The organism is Amycolatopsis rifamycinica, assembly GCF_000695625.1.
Lineage (GTDB): Bacteria > Actinomycetota > Actinomycetes > Mycobacteriales > Pseudonocardiaceae > Amycolatopsis > Amycolatopsis rifamycinica.
The window spans coordinates 1-16,251 of record NZ_JMQI01000009.1 but is presented as its reverse complement, the minus strand read 5'-3'; the positions used below and the strand labels follow the sequence as shown (position 1 = coordinate 16,251).

Here is a 16,251-nt window from a genome sequence, read left to right as displayed (position 1 = left end):
AGTGGGTGGAGCTGAGCGGACCGCTCGGAAGCGTCGTCAGGCGGCGCAGGCCGGTCCGAACGTGGTCGCGCAGGCCCGGGGGGCGTCCGGTGACCGGCGAAAGTGGATCATCGGGATCGGGGCCGTCGTCGTCGTGGCCGCGCTCGTCATCGGCGGCGTGATCTGGACGATCGCGGACCGGAACAAGACCGAGGGCCAGGTCATCAAGCCCGGCGAGGCGACGCTCGGGCTGGCGAGCGATATCACCCAGAAGCGTGACGGCGTGGCCGTCACCGTGGGCAAGCCCGGCGCCAAGGCCACGATCGACGTCTACGCCGATTTCCTCTGCCCGATCTGCGGCGAGTTCGAAAAGCGGTACAAGGGCGGGATCGAGCAGGCCATCAACGACGGCAAGCTGCAGGTGCGCTACCACATGGTGCCGCTGCTCACCCAGCGCTCCAGCCCGCCGGGCTACTCGCTCGACTCGGCGAACGCCGCGCTCGCGGCGGCCGACGCCGGCAAGTTCCTCCAGTTCCACGACGCGCTGTTCGCCAACCAGCCCGAAGAGGGCAAGCGCGGCTACGACAAGACGCAGCTCATCGAGCTCGGCAAGAACGTCGGGATCACCGATCCGGCGTTCGCCCAGACCGTCACCGCCGGCACCTACGACCAGCAGCTGGACGCGGCGTTCCAGCAGATCGAGACCGACCCGAAGCTGGCGCAGGACTTCGGCGGCGGGCAGCGCGGGTTCGGCACGCCGACGGTCACCGCGAACGGCTCGATCGTGTCCTGGCAGGACCCGGACTGGCTCGCGAAGGTCATCGGCTGACTCCGGGCAATTCGCCCACCCGGGCACGGACCGTGGACTAGGCTGGTTCGGCATGACATCTCTTCGGGGGACCGGGTGGCGAAGCCCCCGGCCCGGGCGAAGCCCGGATGTCACAGGGGAACCGGGGGTGCCGCGCGCGCGTCGCACCTCCGGTGACAGGGAGGGCCAGTGGACGGTTCGGGTTTTCACGTCGATGAGGGCGCGTACACGCGGTACGCGCGCGAAGTCGATCCGCTCGGTGAGGACGTCAAAGGGGCAGCCGAAAAGCACGTCGGTCCGCACGTGACGCTCGGCGGCCACGGCTTCTCCGAGATGGGCGGCGAGTCCGGCTTCTCCGGGGCTTACAGCGGCCGGATGCGGGCGCTGCAGGAGAAGATGCACCGCGTCGGCGGCGGCTGGCGGCAGGTCGGCGAAGCCGCCCGGCAGACCGACCGCAACTACGCGGCGGTCGAGGGCGAGCACGGCGACCTCGTCCGGCGGCTCGGCGGCGACCTCGGGCAGGGCGCGTGACCGAGCACACCGACCAGCTCGTCCGGCACGGCCTGGACACCACGAACCAGTTCGCGCAGAAGCTGCGCCACGACCCGGCCGCCATCGGCGGCGCGCGGGACGCGCACTACGCCCTGCAGACGTCGGTGGGCCGCACCCGCGACGTCGCGTCGGAGCAGCGCGTCAACCTGGCTTCGGCCAGCTCGGGCTCGACGACCGACCGCGCCACGGCGACGTCGCAGAGCCTGGAGAAGGAGGTCCAGGATTTCCTCGACGAGAGCGCCGAGATCGAGAAGGCCGTCGCGGAGGCGGCCGAGACGCTGCACGTCGGCGAGATCAAGAACGACCAGGTCCGCGACCAGATCATCAAGGAGATCGCGGCGTCGATGAAGGCGCTGGAGGCGGTGAAGACCATCCAGCCGCCGGAGAGCCGCGGCGCCGCCTCGCGCGACATCCTGATGAAGCTGCAGACGAAGATCAGCCAGCTCACCGGCCAGGCGGCGACGTTCAGCGAGCAGACGATCAACGACCTGACCGCGATCGGCACCCGGCTCGGCGGCGAGGAGCAGTCGACGTCGGCGTCGTCGGCCTCCTCGACGAAGGTCGGGTCCTCGTTCAACAGCAACAGCGGGTATTCCGGCGGTTCGGACGGCGGGGGCGGCGGCGGAGGGGGCGGCGGAGGCGGTGGCGGCGGTGGCGCCGTGCACAAGCCGCGGCTGCCGGTCGCGATCCCGCCGCAGCCCGGCAGTGGCGTCGCCATCAACCTCCCCGGCGGCAAGCAGGTCATGGCGCCGAACGAAACGGCGGCGAAGGCCGTGCGCGCGGCGCTGTCGCAGCTCGGCGTGCCGTACGTCTGGGGCGGCACGGCGCGGGGTGTCGGCCTCGACTGCAGCGGCCTGGTCATGACGTCGTACCAGGACGCGGGCCTGCAGCTGCCGCGGACGGCGGCGCAGCAGACGGTCGGCGCCGAGGTGCCTTCGATCGACCAGCTGCTGCCCGGCGACCTCGTCGTGTGGTCCGGCCACGTGGCGATGGTGATCGGCGACGGCCAGATGGTCGAGGCGGGCGACCCGGTGCAGATCAGCAAGATCCGCACCACGAACGCGGGGCAGTCGTTCATCGGCTTCTACCGGCCAACGGGGTGAGCTGTGGCTGAATTCGACATCGAGCTGGCTACTTCGCGGATCGCCGAGCAGGCATCGCGGGCGGGGGCGGAGGCCTCCGCCCGCTTCGCCCGTTCGGGGCCCGTCGTGGGCAAGGCGACGTCGCCCGACAGCACCATCGAAGTCCAGGTGGCGCCGGGCGGCCTGCTGACCGGGCTCACGATCCACCGCTCGGCGCTGCGGCACGGGTCCGCCGTGCTCGCCGACCAGATCTTCGAGCTGGCCCAGCGCGCGACGCGGCGGGCGGGCGACCGCATGTACCACGCGCTGGCGCCCGTGGTCGACCGCGAGCAGCTGGAAACCCTGGGCTACGAGCCGATCCCGGACGACGACCCGGACGCCGACACCTACACGTACGGAAGGTGATCGCGGTGATCACGACCCGCCAGCTGATCGCCCAGGCCCGGGCCCGCGAGGAGGCCATGGCCCGCGTGGAGGAACTCCTGGCCGCGGCCTCCGGCACGGCGCACGACATCGACAACCAGGTCGAGGTGACGGTCGACGCCCGCGGCAAGCTGCTGCGGCTGTGGCTGGCGCCGTCGGCGGTGAACCTGGGCGAGCGCCTGGGCCCGCTGGTGGTGGAGATCGCCCAGGCGGCGATGCGCGAGGCGACCCAGGACGGCTACAACAAGGTCGCCCTGCTGCTGGGCGAGGACGTGACGTACATGATCGAGCAGATGACGGGCATGCCCGCGCCGGCCCGCGCGGAGGACGACGACCCGGGCATGACGGTCGAGGAGTTCCAGCGGCTGCGGGCCGAACGGCTGGGGTCATCGTCTTCGCCTGCTCCGGAGCCCGCTCCGGCGACGAGCGTCGAGGACGAGGACGCTTACTGGGAGAGTTTCGACCCGGCATCGCTGCGGTCGGATCGCTGAGCGGCCCCGGGGCGCGATCCCGGTGAGCGGTACCCGAGTTCGTTGAGAGGTCTGGACCAACCGCCGAAGCCTGTGCATTAATTCAAGGCGTGAATTTTGGTCTCTCGACGAGGAGGACCCGGATGCGCCTCGGACGCAGGCTGGGCATCGGCGCGCTGGCCGTGGGGTTGCTGCTGAGCTCGGGGACCCCCGCGCTCGCCGGAAACCGCCCCGCCTACAAGGATTCCTGGCGGCCGGTCAAGGTGCGGGTGGCCGATCTGCTGGCACGGATGAGCCTCGACGACAAGCTCGGGCAGATGATGCAGGCCGAACGGCTCGGCGTCACCAGCCCGGCGGACGTCACCAGCGGACGGCTCGGCTCGCTGCTCTCCGGCGGCAGCTCGCAGCCCACCCCGAACACGCCGGTCACCTGGGCCGACATGTACGACGGTTTCCAGAAGGCCGCGCTCGCCACGCCGCTGGGCATCCCGCTCATCTACGGCGTCGACGCCGTCCACGGCCACAACGGCCTCTACGGTGCCACCGTCTTCCCGCACAACATCGGCCTCGGCGCCACGCGCGATCCGCGGCTGGTCGAGGGAATCGGCCGGGCCACCGCGGAAGAGGTCTCCGGCACCGGGATCGACTGGGACTTCGCGCCCTGCCTGTGCGTCGCCCGCAACGACCGGTGGGGCCGAACCTACGAGTCCTTCGGCGAGGTTCCGCAGCTGGCCACGCAGATGACGTCGATCATCACCGGCCTGCAAGGAAACCGCCTGGACCGGCCCGGCTCGGTGCTGGCCACGGCCAAGCACTACGTCGGCGACGGCGGCACCACCGGCGGTGTCAACGAAGGCAACACCGAGATCAGCGAGCAGGAGCTGCGCGCGATCCACCTCCCGCCGTTCAAGGCCGCCGTCCAGCGCGGGGTCGGTTCGGTGATGATCTCCTACAGCAGCTGGAACGGCGTCAAGATGCACGCCGGGGCGTACCTGGTCAACGACGTCCTCAAGAAGGAACTCGGCTTCACCGGGATCGTCGTCTCGGACTACAACGGCGTCGACAAGATCGACGGCAAGAGCGGGTTCACCCCCGAAGAGGTCGAGGCGGCCGTCAACGCCGGCATCGACATGGTGATGGTGCCCTACGAGTGGCGGAAGTTCATCGACACACTGCGGTCGCTGGTGGAGCAGGGCCGCGTGCCGATGAGCCGGATCGACGACGCCAACCGCCGCATCCTCACCAAGAAGTTCGAACTCGGCCTGTTCGAGCACCCGCTGACCGACCGGCGCTTCCTGAACACCATCGGCAGCAAGCCGCACCGCGACCTCGCGCGGCAAGCCGTGCGGGAATCCCAGGTACTGCTGAAGAACGAGGGCCGCGTCCTGCCACTTCCGAAGCGCGGCAAGGTCTTCGTGGCCGGCAAGAGCGCCGACGACCTCGGCAACCAGTCCGGCGGCTGGACGGTCGGCTGGCAGGGCACCAGCGGCCCGGTCATCCCGGGCACCACCATCCTGCAGGGTATGCGGCAGAAGGCCCGGGACGTCACCTTCGCCAAGGACGGCACCGGGATCGACCAGAGCTACGACGTCGCCGTGGCGGTCGTGGGGGAGACGCCGTACGCCGAAGGCAAGGGCGACCGTCCCCAGGGGATGGGGCTGGACGCCACCGACCTGGCCACGCTCCAGAAGCTGAAGGACTCCGGCGTCCCGACGGTGGTCGTGCTCGTGTCCGGGCGCCCGCTCGACATCGCCGCGCAGCTGCCGGACTGGGCCGGGCTCGTCGCGTCGTGGCTGCCGGGCAGCGAAGGCCAGGGCGTGGCCGACGTCCTCTTCGGCGACTACAACCCGACCGGCAAGCTGCCGGTGACCTGGATGCGCAGCGCCGACCAGCAGCCGATCAACGCCGGCGACGGCAAACCCGCGCTGTTCCCGTTCGGCTTCGGCCTGCGGTACCCGCACCGCCCCTGGTGAACCCCGTCCCCCACCGGAAAGGTCCGCCCATGAGATCCCGCCGTCCGCTGATCCGGATCCTGGCGTTCTTCGCCGCCTGCCTCGGGTTGAGCCTGGGCGCTCCGCCCGTGCAGGCCGCGACCCCGTTCAAGGTGCTGGCCTTCTACAGCGGCACCTACGACGCCGCGCACATCAGCTTCGAGAAGGAAGCGAACGTCTGGTTCCCGCAGCAGGCGGCGGCCAACGGGTTCACCTACACCGCGACGACCAACTGGAACCAGCTCACCACGCTCACCCCGGACCAGTACCAGGTGGTGCTGTTCCTCGACGACCAGCCGCAGTCGCAGGCGCAGTTCCAGGGCTTCCAGCGGTACGTGCAGGCCGGTGGCGCGTTCTTCGGCTTCCACGTCACCGCCTACAACGACAGCTCGACGCCGTCGTACGCGAACTGGTTCCACAACGACTTCCTCGGCACCGGCCGGTTCACGTCGAACACGTGGGGCCCGACCCCGGAGACGCTGAAAATCGAGAACCGCACGCACCCGTCGACGGTGAACCTGCCGGCGACGATCCGGTCGTCGACCTCGGAGTGGTACGCCTGGCAGTACGACCTGCGGCAGAACCCGAACATCTCCGTGCTGGCCTCGATGGACCAGTCCACCTTCCCGATCGGCACCGACCCGAACCAAACCTGGAACAGCGGCTACTACCCGATCGCGTGGACGAACAAGAGCTACAAGATGCTCTACGCCAACTTCGGCCACAACGCGATGAACTACGAGACGAACACCGCGCTGTCGTCGACGTTCGAGAGCGCCGACCAGAACCGGTTCGTGCTCGACGGCCTGAAGTGGCTCGGCGGTGGCTCGACCGGGCCGACCGACCCCGGCACGATCGACCCCGCGGCCTGGTACGCGGTGACGAACAAGGCGTCCGGCAAGTGCGTCGACGCCCGCGCGGCTGGCAGCGCCAACGGCACGGTGATCCAGCAGTACACCTGCAACGGCACCACGGCCCAGCAGTACCAGTTCGCCGCGACCGGCGGCGGCTACGACCGGATCAACAACCGGACCAACGCCGCCCAGGTCATCGACGTCACCGACGTTTCGACCGCGGACAACGCCGGACTGCAGCTGTGGTCCTACAGCGGCGGCGGCAACCAGCAGTGGCAGCCGGTGTCCGAGGGCGGCGGTTACTACCACTTCGTCGCCCGCCACAGCGGCAAGTGCCTGACCGTCCCGGGTTCGTCCACGGCGGACAGCGTCCAGCTGGTCCAGGCGGCCTGCAGCGGCAGCGCCGCTCAGTCGTTCAAGGTCGCCTAGCGGCGGCCCACGGGCGCCCGGGGAACCGCCGTTCCCCGGCCGCCCTGCGTCCGCCGGCTCGGCGGGCCATGATGGAGGCATGGGTGTCCGAGGGGAATCGGCCCGGGTGGCCGGACGGCCGCCGGCATGAGGATCGATGCCGAAAAGATCAAGCGACGCGGCTACTGGCGCACCCTGCTGTGGTGGCCGCTGCTCCTGGTGCTGGTCATCACGTTCGGCGTCGACCTGCTCGTGAAGATCGGTCTCCACCGGTGGACCTTCGCCGCGGACCACCTGATCGGCGCGGCCGTCCGCGGGGTGCTGACCTGGCTGTTCTTCGCGGCCGTCCTGCGCTACCTGATCCGGCGGGAGCGGAAGCGTCAGTGACGCTTCCGCTCCCGAACGGCGTCAATCGCGTTCGATGAGGTGGCCCACCACGTCCGGGCCCGGGTGGGCGTGGCCGGAGCCGTCGCGGCGGACGTCGATCTCCGGGAGTTCGACCGGGTCCCCGTTGCGGGCCGCGCCCGCCGGGCGGGGCCCGATCCACGCCACTCGCAGGGCGGTCTCGCCCTTGAGGAACCGCTGGGCCCGGACGCCACCCGTGGCGCGGCCCTTGGCCGGGTACTCGCTGAACGGTGTCACCTTCACGCTCTGGCCGGTCGAGGTGATCACCATCGGCTCGCCGTGCTCGTCGTCGTCCGTGCGGACCGCGCCGAAGAACACCACCGATCCCGAACCCACGTTCATGCCCGCCATGCCGCCGCCCTTCAGGCCTTGCGGGCGGACCAGGGAGGCCGGGTACTTCAGCAGCGACGCCTCCGACGACACGAACGCCAGCGTCTCCGAACCGTCCGTCAGCCAGGTCGCGCCGACGACCTCGTCGCCGTCCTTCAACGAGATGACCTCGAACTCGTCGGACCGCACCGGCCACTCCGGCGAGCAGATCTTCACGACGCCGCCGCGGGTGCCGAGCGCCAGGCCCGGCGAGCCCGCGGCCTGCTCGCCCAGCGGCGCAATCCCGACGACCGTCTCGCCCTTCTCCAGCGGCACCAGTTCCTTCGCCGCCATGCCGCCGCGCAGCGAGACCGTGCCGGCCTGCTCGGGCAGCACCGGCAGCGGCAGCACGTCGGTCTTGAACGCCCGGCCGCGGCTGGTCACCAGCAGCACCTGCCCGCGCGCGGTCGTGTGGACCACGGCCGCCACCGCGTCGTGCTTCACCCGGCCGTTGCGCCGGCGTGTCTCGGTCGCCTCCTCGGATTCGGCGGCGGTGCGCGCCACCAGGCCGGTCGCCGAGAGAATGACCTGGCACGGGTCGTCCGCGACCTCCAGGGGGCCCGAAGGCTTCGACGCGGCCAGGACCTCCTTCAGGTCGCCGTCGATCAGCGCGGTGCGGCGCTCGGTCGTGAAGTCCTTCGCAACCTTCGCCAGCTCGGACGAGACGAGCTTCTTCAGCACCGACTCGTCGTCGAGGATCTTGGTCAGCTCCGCGATCTCCTCGCGCAGCCGCTCCTGCTCGGACTCGAGTTCGAGGCGGTCGTACTTGGTCAGCCGGCGCAGCGGCGTGTCGAGGATGTACGTCGCCTGGATCTCCGACAGCTTGAAGCGCGTCATCAGGCCGTCCTTCGCGGCCTGGGCGTTCTCGCTCTCGCGGATGAGCCTGATCACCTTGTCGATGTTCAGCAGCGCGATCAGCAGGCCGTCGACCAGGTGCAGGCGCTCTTCGCGCTTGCGGCGCCGGTACTTCGTCCGCCGCGTGACGACGTCGTAGCGGTGCCGGAGGAAGACCTCCAGCAGCTCCTTCAGGCCCAGGGTCTGCGGCTGGCCGTCGACGAGGACCAGGTTGTTGATGCCGAACGACTGCTCCAGCGGCGTGAGCCGGTACAGGTCCGCGAGCAGCGCCTGCGGGTTGACGCCGACCTTGCACTCGATGACCAGCCGCGTGCCGTTCTCGCGGTCGGTGAGGTCCTTGACGTCGGCGATGCCGGTGAGCCGCTTCGACTTGTTGACCTCGTCGGTGATCTTCTCGATCACCTTCTCGGGCCCGACGCCGTAGGGCAGCTCGGTGACGGTGATCGCCTGCCGCCCGCGGCTGCCCTCCAGGGGCCCGGTCTCGACGTTCGCGCGCATCCGGACCACGCCGCGGCCGGTCTCGTAGGCGCGGCGGACCTCGTCGAGGCCCAGCAGCTTGCCGCCGGTCGGCAGGTCGGGGCCGGGCACGAACTCCATCAGCTTGTCGAGCGTCGCGGACGGGTGCGTGATCAGCCACCGCGCCGCGGCGATGACCTCGCCGAGGTTGTGCGGGATCATGTTGGTCGCCATTCCGACCGCGATCCCGGACGTGCCGTTGACCAGCAGGTTCGGAAACGCCGCGGGCAGCACGGACGGCTCTTCGAGCGAACCGTCGTAGTTCGGCCGGAAGTCGACGGTGTCCTCGCCGAGCTCGCCGACCAGCTGCATCGCCTCGGGCGACATCCGCGCTTCGGTGTACCGGCTGGCCGCCGGGCCGTCGTCGGGGGAGCCGAAGTTGCCGTGGCCGTCGATCAGCGGGACGTTCAGCGAGAAGTCCTGCGCCAGCCGCACCATCGCGTCGTAGATCGCGACGTCGCCGTGCGGGTGGTACTTGCCCATCACGTCACCGACCACGCGCGACGACTTCACGTACGCGTGCGTCGGGCGGTAACCGTTTTCGTTCATCGAGTACAGGATCCGGCGGTGCACCGGCTTGAGCCCGTCCCGCGCGTCCGGCAGGGCACGCGAGTGGATGACCGAGTAGGCGTACTCGAGGTAGGAGTCTTCGATCTCGGTCTTGAGCGAGTTGTCGAAGACGTGCGCACCGGGGGAGTCGAACGCGCTCGGATCGACCTTGGTGGTGGTGCCCTTGCGGCGTGCCACGGCAGAACTCCTTGGTAGCTACGAAAAGATCAGGCGTCGATGGCTTCGCGGTCGACCCGGTCGGAGGAGGCGACCAGCCAGTTCCGCCGGGGCTCGACCTTCTCGCCCATCAGCAGTTCCAGCGCCGCCTCCGCGGCTTCGGCGTCGTCCATGGTGATGCGGCGCACCGAGCGCGTCGCCGGGTTCATCGTGGTCTCCCACAGCTCGTCGGCGTCCATCTCGCCGAGACCCTTGAACCGCGGCACCGGCGTGACGATGCTCTTGCCCGCCCTCTCCAGCTCGGCGAACTTCTGCTCCATCTCCCGCTGGGTGAAGGTGAAGTGCGTCTCGGGGTTGCGGCCCTTCGTGACGAGCTTGTGCAGCGGCGGCATCGCCGCGTACAGCCGGCCGTCTTCGATCACCGGGCGCATGTACTTCGCGAACAGCGTGATCAGCAGCGTGCGGATGTGCGAGCCGTCGACATCGGCGTCCGCCATCAGGATGACCCGGCCGTAGCGCATGGTCGACAGGTCGAACGTGCGCCCGGTGCCCGCGCCGAGCACCTGCACGATCGACGCGATCTCGGCGTTCTTCAGCGTGTCGCCCAGCGACGCCTTCTGGACGTTCAGGATCTTGCCGCGCAGGGGGAGCAGCGCCTGGTACTCCGACACGCGCGCCATCCGCGCCGACCCCAGCGCGCTGTCGCCCTCGACCAGGAACAGCTCGCTGCGGGACACGCCGGTGGTGCGGCAGTCGACCAGCTTCGGCGGCATCGCCGCGCCTTCGAGGGCGGTCTTGCGCCGCGCGGCGTCCTTCTGCTGCTTCTGGGTGAGCCGGACGCGGGAGGCGTCGACCACCTTCTGCAGCACGACCTTGGCCTCGGACTTGGTCTTGCGGTCTTCGGTCCACGCCTTGACGTGCTTGTCGACGATGCCCTGGAGCACGCGGGTGATCCCGGCGGTGGACAGCTCGTCCTTGGTCTGCGAGGTGAACTGCGGTTCCGGCAGCCGGACGTGGATCACGGCCGTCATGCCCTCGAGGACGTCTTCCAGGGTCGGCATGTCCTCCTTGGGCTTGAGCAGCCCGCGGGTCTTGGAGATGGCCTCCTGCACCGCCTTCGTCACCGCGCGGTCGAAGCCGCGGCGGTGGGTGCCGCCGTGGACGTTGCGGATCGTGTTGGTGAAGCACTCGACCGTGCGCTCGTAGCCGGTGCCCCAGCGCAGCGCCACCTCGACCTCGGCGTGGCGCTCCACATTGGACTGCATGACGCCGGCGGCGTCGGCCGCGTTCTCCTTGTACGTGCCTTCGCCGTTGATCAGCAGCGTGCCGCAGACCGGCTTGTCGCCCGAGGGCGTCAGGAAGTCGACCATGTCGGCCAGGCCGTGCGGGAAGTGGAAGGTCTCCTCGTTGATCGTGTCTTCGATCGCCGTGCGCAGCACGTACGTGACGCCCGGGACGAGGAAGGCGGTGTTGCGCAGCTTGGTGCGCACGCCTTCGACGTCCAGCGCCGCGCCGGACTCGAAGTAGCGCGCGTCGTACCAGTAGCGGATCGACGTGCCGCTGCGCTCGCCGCGCTTCATCTTGCCGACGAGGTTCAGCCCCGACCGGCGGGTGAACTTCGCCTTCGGGCCCGGCCCGTCGAACGTGCCGGGGACGCCGTGCTTGAACGACATCTGGTGGACTTTGCCGTCCTGCTTCACCGTGACGTCGAAGCGGTGCGACAGCGCGTTGACCGCCGAAGCGCCGACGCCGTGCAGGCCGCCGGAGGTCTTGTAGCCGGACCCGCCGAACTTGCCGCCGGCGTGCAGCCGCGTCAGCACCAGCTCGACACCGGACAAACCGGACTTGGCGTGGGTGCCGGTCGGGATGCCGCGGCCGTCGTCGTCCACCTGGACGCTGCCGTCGGCGTGCAGGGTGACGACGATCTTCGTCGCGTGGCCGGCGACGCCTTCGTCCGTGGAGTTGTCCACCACCTCCGAGAAGAGGTGGTTGATGCCCCGGCTGTCGGTGGAGCCGATGTACATCCCGGGGCGTTTGCGGACGGCTTCGAGACCCTCGAGATGCGTCAGGTCGTCGGCCCCGTACAAGGTCTCGGCAGTCACAGGGTCGTTCTCCCGGATCGTGGCTCGCGAAAGTGCTGGTGGTGGTGCGGACTCGCCTGCACCGTAGTGCAGGATATCCGCCACCCCCGACAACTTTCGCGCGCTCCCGCTCCCGGAGTGGCGTGCGCCGCCCCCTAGCGGGGGTCGTAGCCCAGGTCGGGCCACAGGCCCAGCAGGGCTTCGATCTTCCGCGGGACCTGGAAGCTGTTCCGGAAGTTCGGCTTCTCGCCGATCGCGGCGAGCGCCTTGCGGAGGTCGCCGAAGGCCGGTTTGGCGGCCGACTGCCGGGTCAGGACGTAGCAGTACGTCCGGCGGGGGTAGGCGAACTCGTCGATGTACGCCTGCAGGACGAGACCGGGGGCCTCGATCCGCGACCCGACGAGGGGACGGCCCTGCTTCTGGCTGTAGACGGGGATCACGTGGACGCCCGCCCGGAGCGTGCGCGGCGGGTCCTGGCCCTGGCCGTCGTCGGCCCAGAGCAGCTCGACGCGGAACGGCGATTCGCCGTTCTCCCCGGGGTGGGTGTACTCGCGCTGCAGCTCTTCGAGCCGGTATTCGGCCTCGGCGTTCGGTTCGCCGCCTTCGACGAGGCTGACCAGGTACAGCTCGGCCGGCCGCGGCCAGGCCGGCCGGGGCACGTCGGTGGCTTCCGGGGCCTCGGTGGTTTCGGCGGCTTCCGGGGCCGCGGGGGCTTCCGGCTCGGCCGCAACCGGTTCCGTGGTGGCGGGCGTCACCGCGGCGGCCGGTTCCGGGGTCTCGGGTTGCTCGGGCCGGACTGTTTGGGCGGGCTGCGGCGCGCTGGGTGCCGGGGGCGGAGTGGCCGCGGCCGGCGTGTCCGGGACGGCCGGGCGGACGGGGGACGGCGCCGCGGGGCGGACCGGAGAAGGCGGCGGCGTCGCGGCCGCGGGCCGGACCGGCGTCGCCGGGCGGCTGGTCACCACCGGCCGCGCGGGCGCGGCGGTGGTCCGGGTCGTCGCGGGGCGGGACGTGACCGGCTTGCCGGCGCCGTACTGCTCCAGCAGCGGCTCCAGGTCACCGGCGGTCAGCGAGGGGCCGGCGAGGTCGCACCACTCGAGCCAGGCCTCCTGGGTCTCCTCGACGGTCTGCCGCTCGTGCGAGACGGTGACGGCCTCGAACAGCTGCCGCGGGCCGGCGGCGGTGACGTCGGCCGAGCCGACCACGACGAAGGACGGGTCGTCCTCGGCGATCACCAGTTTCGCGTTCAGTCCCCGCAGCGAGTGCACGATCACGCCCGCCTTGACCCAGTGCAGCAGCGCGTGCGGGCTCGTCGCGCCGGACAGCACGGTGTCCAGGCTCGCGTCCGTGATCAGCGTGTCGCCGGGTTGCAAGGGCAGCAGGGCCGCCGCGCCGGGCCCGACGTGACCGAAGGCGGCCACCAGGTTCCGGCGCGGGGCGAGCAAGGGGGTGATCGAGGCCCAGATGTCGCGACCGGCGAGTAGTCGTACCGAACGTTCTGCCAAACCCAGCCGAGCGAGCTCCGCGTCCATGCCCTTGACCTTAGCCGGTGCCCTTCGGGCGCCTGACGGCCGGAATATCTCTTGCTTGGAAGTAGTTGAACGCGCATGTAAGATGGTGCTCACGAAGGGAGCAGGTCATGCAGTTCGGAATCTTCACGGTGGGCGACGTCACGACCGATCCCACGAACGGAACCACGCCGACGGAACACGAGCGCATCAAGGCGATGGTCCGCATCGCGCTCAAGGCGGAGGAGGTCGGCCTCGACGTCTTCGCGACCGGCGAGCACCACAACCCGCCGTTCGTCCCGTCGTCGCCCACGACGATGCTCGGGCACATCGCGGCGCGGACGTCCAAGCTGATCCTGTCGACTTCGACGACCCTGATCACCACGAACGACCCGGTGAAGATCGCCGAGGACTTCGCGATGCTCCAGCACCTCGCCGACGGCCGGGTCGACCTGATGATGGGCCGGGGGAACACCGGGCCGGTCTACCCGTGGTTCGGCCAGGACATCCGCCAGGGCATCCCCCTGGCGATCGAGAACTACGCGCTGCTGCGGCGGTTGTGGCGCGAGGACGTGGTGGACTGGGAGGGCAAGTTCCGCACCCCGCTGCAGGGCTTCACGTCGACGCCCCGGCCGCTGGACGGCATCCCGCCGTTCGTCTGGCACGGTTCCATCCGCAGCCCGGAGATCGCCGAGCAGGCCGCGTACTACGGCGACGGGTTCTTCGCCAATCACATCTTCTGGCCGACGTCCCATTTCCAGCAGCTGATCTCGTTCTACCGCCGGCGGTTCGAGCACTACGGCCACGGCTCGGCCGACCAGGCGATCGTCGGCCTCGGCGGCCAGGCGTTCATCCGGCCGAAGTCCCAGGACGCGTGGAACGAGTTCCGGCCGTACTTCGACAACGCGCCGGTGTACGGGCACGGGCCGTCGCTGGAGGAGTTCACGGAGCAGACACCGCTGACGGTGGGCAGCCCGCAGGAGGTCATCGACAAGACGCTGACGTTCCGCGAGCACTTCGGCGACTACCAGCGCCAGCTGTTCTTGATGGACCACGCCGGCCTGCCGCTGAAGACGGTGCTGGAGCAGCTCGACCTCCTCGGTGAGCACGTGATCCCGGTGCTGCGCAAGGAACTCGACTCGCTGCGGCCGGCGCATATTCCGGACGCGCCGACGCATGCCTCGCTCAAGGCGGCTGCCGCTTCGGCTGCGGATCCGGCTTCGGCTGCCGCTTCGGCTTCGGCTGCCGCTTCGGCTTCGGTGGAGGCGACGGTATGAAGCTCGCAGTGGTGACGGCGGGCCTGTCGGTCCCGTCGTCCACCCGCCTCTTGGCGGACCGCCTGGCCGCGGCGACCGTCGCCGCGGCCGGCGAGCCGGTGTCGGTGTCCGTGGTGGAGTTGCGGGACGTCGCGTTGGACATCACGAAGAACCTGCTGACGGGCTTCCCGAGCCCGGCGCTGCGCACGGCGATCGAGACGGTCACCGGCGCGGACGCGCTGATCGCGGTGACGCCGGTGTTCACGGCGGGGTACAGCGGGTTGTTCAAGTCGTTCTTCGACGTGCTCGACGTGGATTCGCTGGTGGGCAAGCCGGTTCTGCTCGCGGCCACGGGCGGGACGGAACGCCATTCACTGGTGGTGGACTACCAGCTGCGGCCGTTGTTCGGGTACCTGAAGGCGGACCCGGTGGCGACGGGCGTGTTCGCGGCTTCGTCGGACTGGGGCAGTGGTGAGGCTTCCGGGGCGTTGCAGCGGCGGATCGAGAAGGCGGGGAGGGAGCTGGCTGCGGCGGTGGCCGGGCGGGTTGCCGGTTCGGGGGAGCCGGAGTTCGTTCCGTTCGAGCAGTTGCTGGCGGCTGAGTGAGGTTGCCGGGGCTGTGGGTGGCTGAGATGCGGTTCGCCGGCTCGGTGTAGTAGCCGGGCTGTGGGCGGCTGAAGCGGGTCTCTCGGGAGTAGTTGTCGGCTTGGAGCGGTGAAGGTTGCCGTGGGCGCGGGGGCCGAGGTTTCGCGGGGGGCGGTTCGTCGGCTTGGAGCGGTGAGGGTTGCCGTGGGTGCGGGGGCCGGGGTCTCGCGGGGGGCGGTTCGTCGGCTTGGAGCGGTGAGGGTTGCCGTGGGCGCGGGGGCCGAGGTTTCGCGGGGGGCGGTTCGTCGGTTCCGAGCGGTGAAGGTTGGCTGGTATGGGCGGCCGAAGTGAAGGCCTCTCGGGAGCGGTCGTCGGGTCGGGGTGGTAGGGGTTGCCGTGGGCGTGGGGCGGAGGTCTCGCGGGGAGCGGGTTTGTCGGCTCGGAGCGGTAGAGGTTGCGGGGTTGCGGGCAGCCGAGATCCATGGGGTCAAAGAAAGTTCGATCGCCGCCACTCCTTCGGCAGTGACGTGGGTGTAGGCCCGTAGCCGTGTGGCTGCGGGCCTTTCCCGTTTTCGGTTGTTCAGGCTGCGAAGGGCAGGGGTTCGTGGAGGTTGTTGCGCCGAGGTTTTCGGCGTCTGTCGATGAACACCGGTGGCAAGAACTCCGGGAGGCCGTCGGCGGCGATGCGGACTTCCCAGCCGGAGCGGTGCAGCAGCCGATGGTGGTGGGCACACATCAACACCAGGTTGCCCAGATCCGTGGGACCGCCGTCGGCCCAGTGCCGGATGTGGTGACCTTGGCAGTGCCGGGGCGGACGATGGCAGCCGGGGAAGGCGCAACCGCGGTCGCGGAGGAACAACGCTCGGCGGAGTCCGGCGGAGATGAGGCGGCGGAGTCGGCCGAGGTTGAGGGGTTCGCTTTTGTCGCCGAGGACTGCGGGGATGATCATGGCGTCGCAGGCGTGGACCCGCGCTTCGGCCGCGGTCATTTGTCCGGTGTCGCCGAGGGTGGCTTTGCCAACGCCGGATTTCAGGTCTTGCAGGGAGACGGCGACCATGACGTGGGCGCGTTCCCCGGCCTGCATCGGCAAATCTGGTGAGTTGAGGGCCAGGTTCAGGGCGTCGGAGAACGCGTCGCCGTAGCGTTGGGGGTGGGTGCGGTGGTCGGGGCCGTCGTCGCTGGTGCGGCGTTCGGCCAGGGCGTCCAACAGGGCGCTGGCGCGGGTGCCGGTCTCATCGTCGAATCGGCCGTTCAGCTCCCACACGCCGGTTCTTTTCCGGCGGAGGAACAGTTCCCGGGGCGGGATTACGGGTTCGGTGTTGTCGGGTTCTGCGCCGTCGGGTGCGAGGTGGGCGAGGATGCGGGCGCCGAGGGCGGCGACCTGCTT

Annotated in this window: 14 protein-coding genes; 10 read left to right on the top strand and 4 right to left on the bottom strand. The window is 70.0% G+C overall.

Features of this window, described 5'->3' with window-relative positions:
- Positions 1–61 precede the first annotated feature (61 nt).
- The 8 genes from DV20_RS04270 to DV20_RS04235 all read left to right on the top strand — a co-directional run bounded on the left by DV20_RS04270 (position 62) and on the right by DV20_RS04235 (position 6,954).
- Positions 62–808 (top strand): DsbA family protein, encoded by a 747-nt coding sequence (locus DV20_RS04270; RefSeq protein WP_043776560.1) that lies wholly within the window; start codon positions 62–64, stop codon positions 806–808.
- 168 nt (positions 809–976) lie between these two features.
- Positions 977–1,318, top strand: a complete 342-nt coding sequence (locus tag DV20_RS04265) for a hypothetical protein (protein WP_043776559.1) — start codon at positions 977–979, stop codon at positions 1,316–1,318.
- Positions 1,315–2,442: a C40 family peptidase gene (locus tag DV20_RS04260; protein ID WP_043776558.1), complete on the top strand. Its 1,128-nt coding sequence runs from the start codon at positions 1,315–1,317 to the stop codon at positions 2,440–2,442. The genes DV20_RS04265 and DV20_RS04260 overlap by 4 nt, the downstream gene beginning before the upstream one ends.
- 3 nt (positions 2,443–2,445) lie before the next feature.
- Complete coding sequence (locus DV20_RS04255; protein ID WP_043776557.1) at positions 2,446–2,826, top strand: hypothetical protein; 381 nt, start codon at positions 2,446–2,448, stop codon at positions 2,824–2,826.
- A gap of 5 nt (positions 2,827–2,831) precedes the next feature.
- On the top strand, positions 2,832–3,335 hold the full coding sequence (locus tag DV20_RS04250; RefSeq protein ID WP_043776617.1) for a YbaB/EbfC family nucleoid-associated protein: 504 nt from the start codon (positions 2,832–2,834) through the stop codon (positions 3,333–3,335).
- A gap of 122 nt (positions 3,336–3,457) precedes the next feature.
- Positions 3,458–5,287 carry a glycoside hydrolase family 3 protein gene (locus DV20_RS04245; protein WP_043776556.1) on the top strand — a complete coding sequence of 610 codons (1,830 nt, stop codon included), beginning with the start codon at positions 3,458–3,460 and terminating at the stop codon, positions 5,285–5,287.
- A 29-nt stretch (positions 5,288–5,316) separates the two neighbouring features.
- Positions 5,317–6,588, top strand: a complete 1,272-nt coding sequence (locus tag DV20_RS04240) for an RICIN domain-containing protein (protein ID WP_043776555.1) — start codon at positions 5,317–5,319, stop codon at positions 6,586–6,588.
- 126 nt (positions 6,589–6,714) lie between these two features.
- Positions 6,715–6,954, top strand: coding sequence for a hypothetical protein (locus DV20_RS04235; RefSeq protein ID WP_043776554.1), 240 nt, complete (start codon positions 6,715–6,717; stop codon positions 6,952–6,954).
- A 21-nt stretch (positions 6,955–6,975) separates the two neighbouring features.
- Here the strand turns inward: DV20_RS04235 and DV20_RS04230 are convergent, their stop codons facing one another.
- The 3 genes from DV20_RS04230 to DV20_RS04220 all read right to left on the bottom strand — a co-directional run bounded on the left by DV20_RS04230 (position 6,976) and on the right by DV20_RS04220 (position 13,048).
- On the bottom strand, positions 6,976–9,459 hold the full coding sequence (locus DV20_RS04230) for a DNA gyrase/topoisomerase IV subunit A (protein ID WP_043776553.1): 2,484 nt from the start codon (positions 9,457–9,459) through the stop codon (positions 6,976–6,978).
- A gap of 29 nt (positions 9,460–9,488) precedes the next feature.
- The gene (locus tag DV20_RS04225) at positions 9,489–11,540 is read right to left on the bottom strand and encodes a DNA gyrase/topoisomerase IV subunit B (RefSeq protein WP_043776552.1); all 2,052 of its coding nucleotides are present in this window, start codon (positions 11,538–11,540) and stop codon (positions 9,489–9,491) included.
- A gap of 134 nt (positions 11,541–11,674) precedes the next feature.
- Positions 11,675–13,048, bottom strand: a complete 1,374-nt coding sequence (locus DV20_RS04220) for a phospholipase D-like domain-containing protein (protein WP_043776551.1) — start codon at positions 13,046–13,048, stop codon at positions 11,675–11,677.
- A gap of 107 nt (positions 13,049–13,155) precedes the next feature.
- Between DV20_RS04220 and DV20_RS04215 the strand changes: the two genes are divergently transcribed.
- Both DV20_RS04215 and DV20_RS04210 read left to right on the top strand, forming a co-directional pair.
- A complete protein-coding gene (locus DV20_RS04215) occupies positions 13,156–14,301 on the top strand; it encodes an LLM class flavin-dependent oxidoreductase (RefSeq protein ID WP_043776550.1) in 1,146 nt (381 codons plus the stop codon).
- A complete protein-coding gene (locus DV20_RS04210) occupies positions 14,298–14,885 on the top strand; it encodes an FMN reductase (RefSeq protein WP_043776549.1) in 588 nt (195 codons plus the stop codon). Before DV20_RS04215 ends, DV20_RS04210 begins: the two co-directional genes overlap by 4 nt.
- A gap of 559 nt (positions 14,886–15,444) precedes the next feature.
- Here the strand turns inward: DV20_RS04210 and DV20_RS04205 are convergent.
- The coding region (locus DV20_RS04205) for an HNH endonuclease signature motif containing protein (RefSeq protein WP_043776548.1) at positions 15,445–16,251 on the bottom strand (807 nt) is incomplete at its 5' end.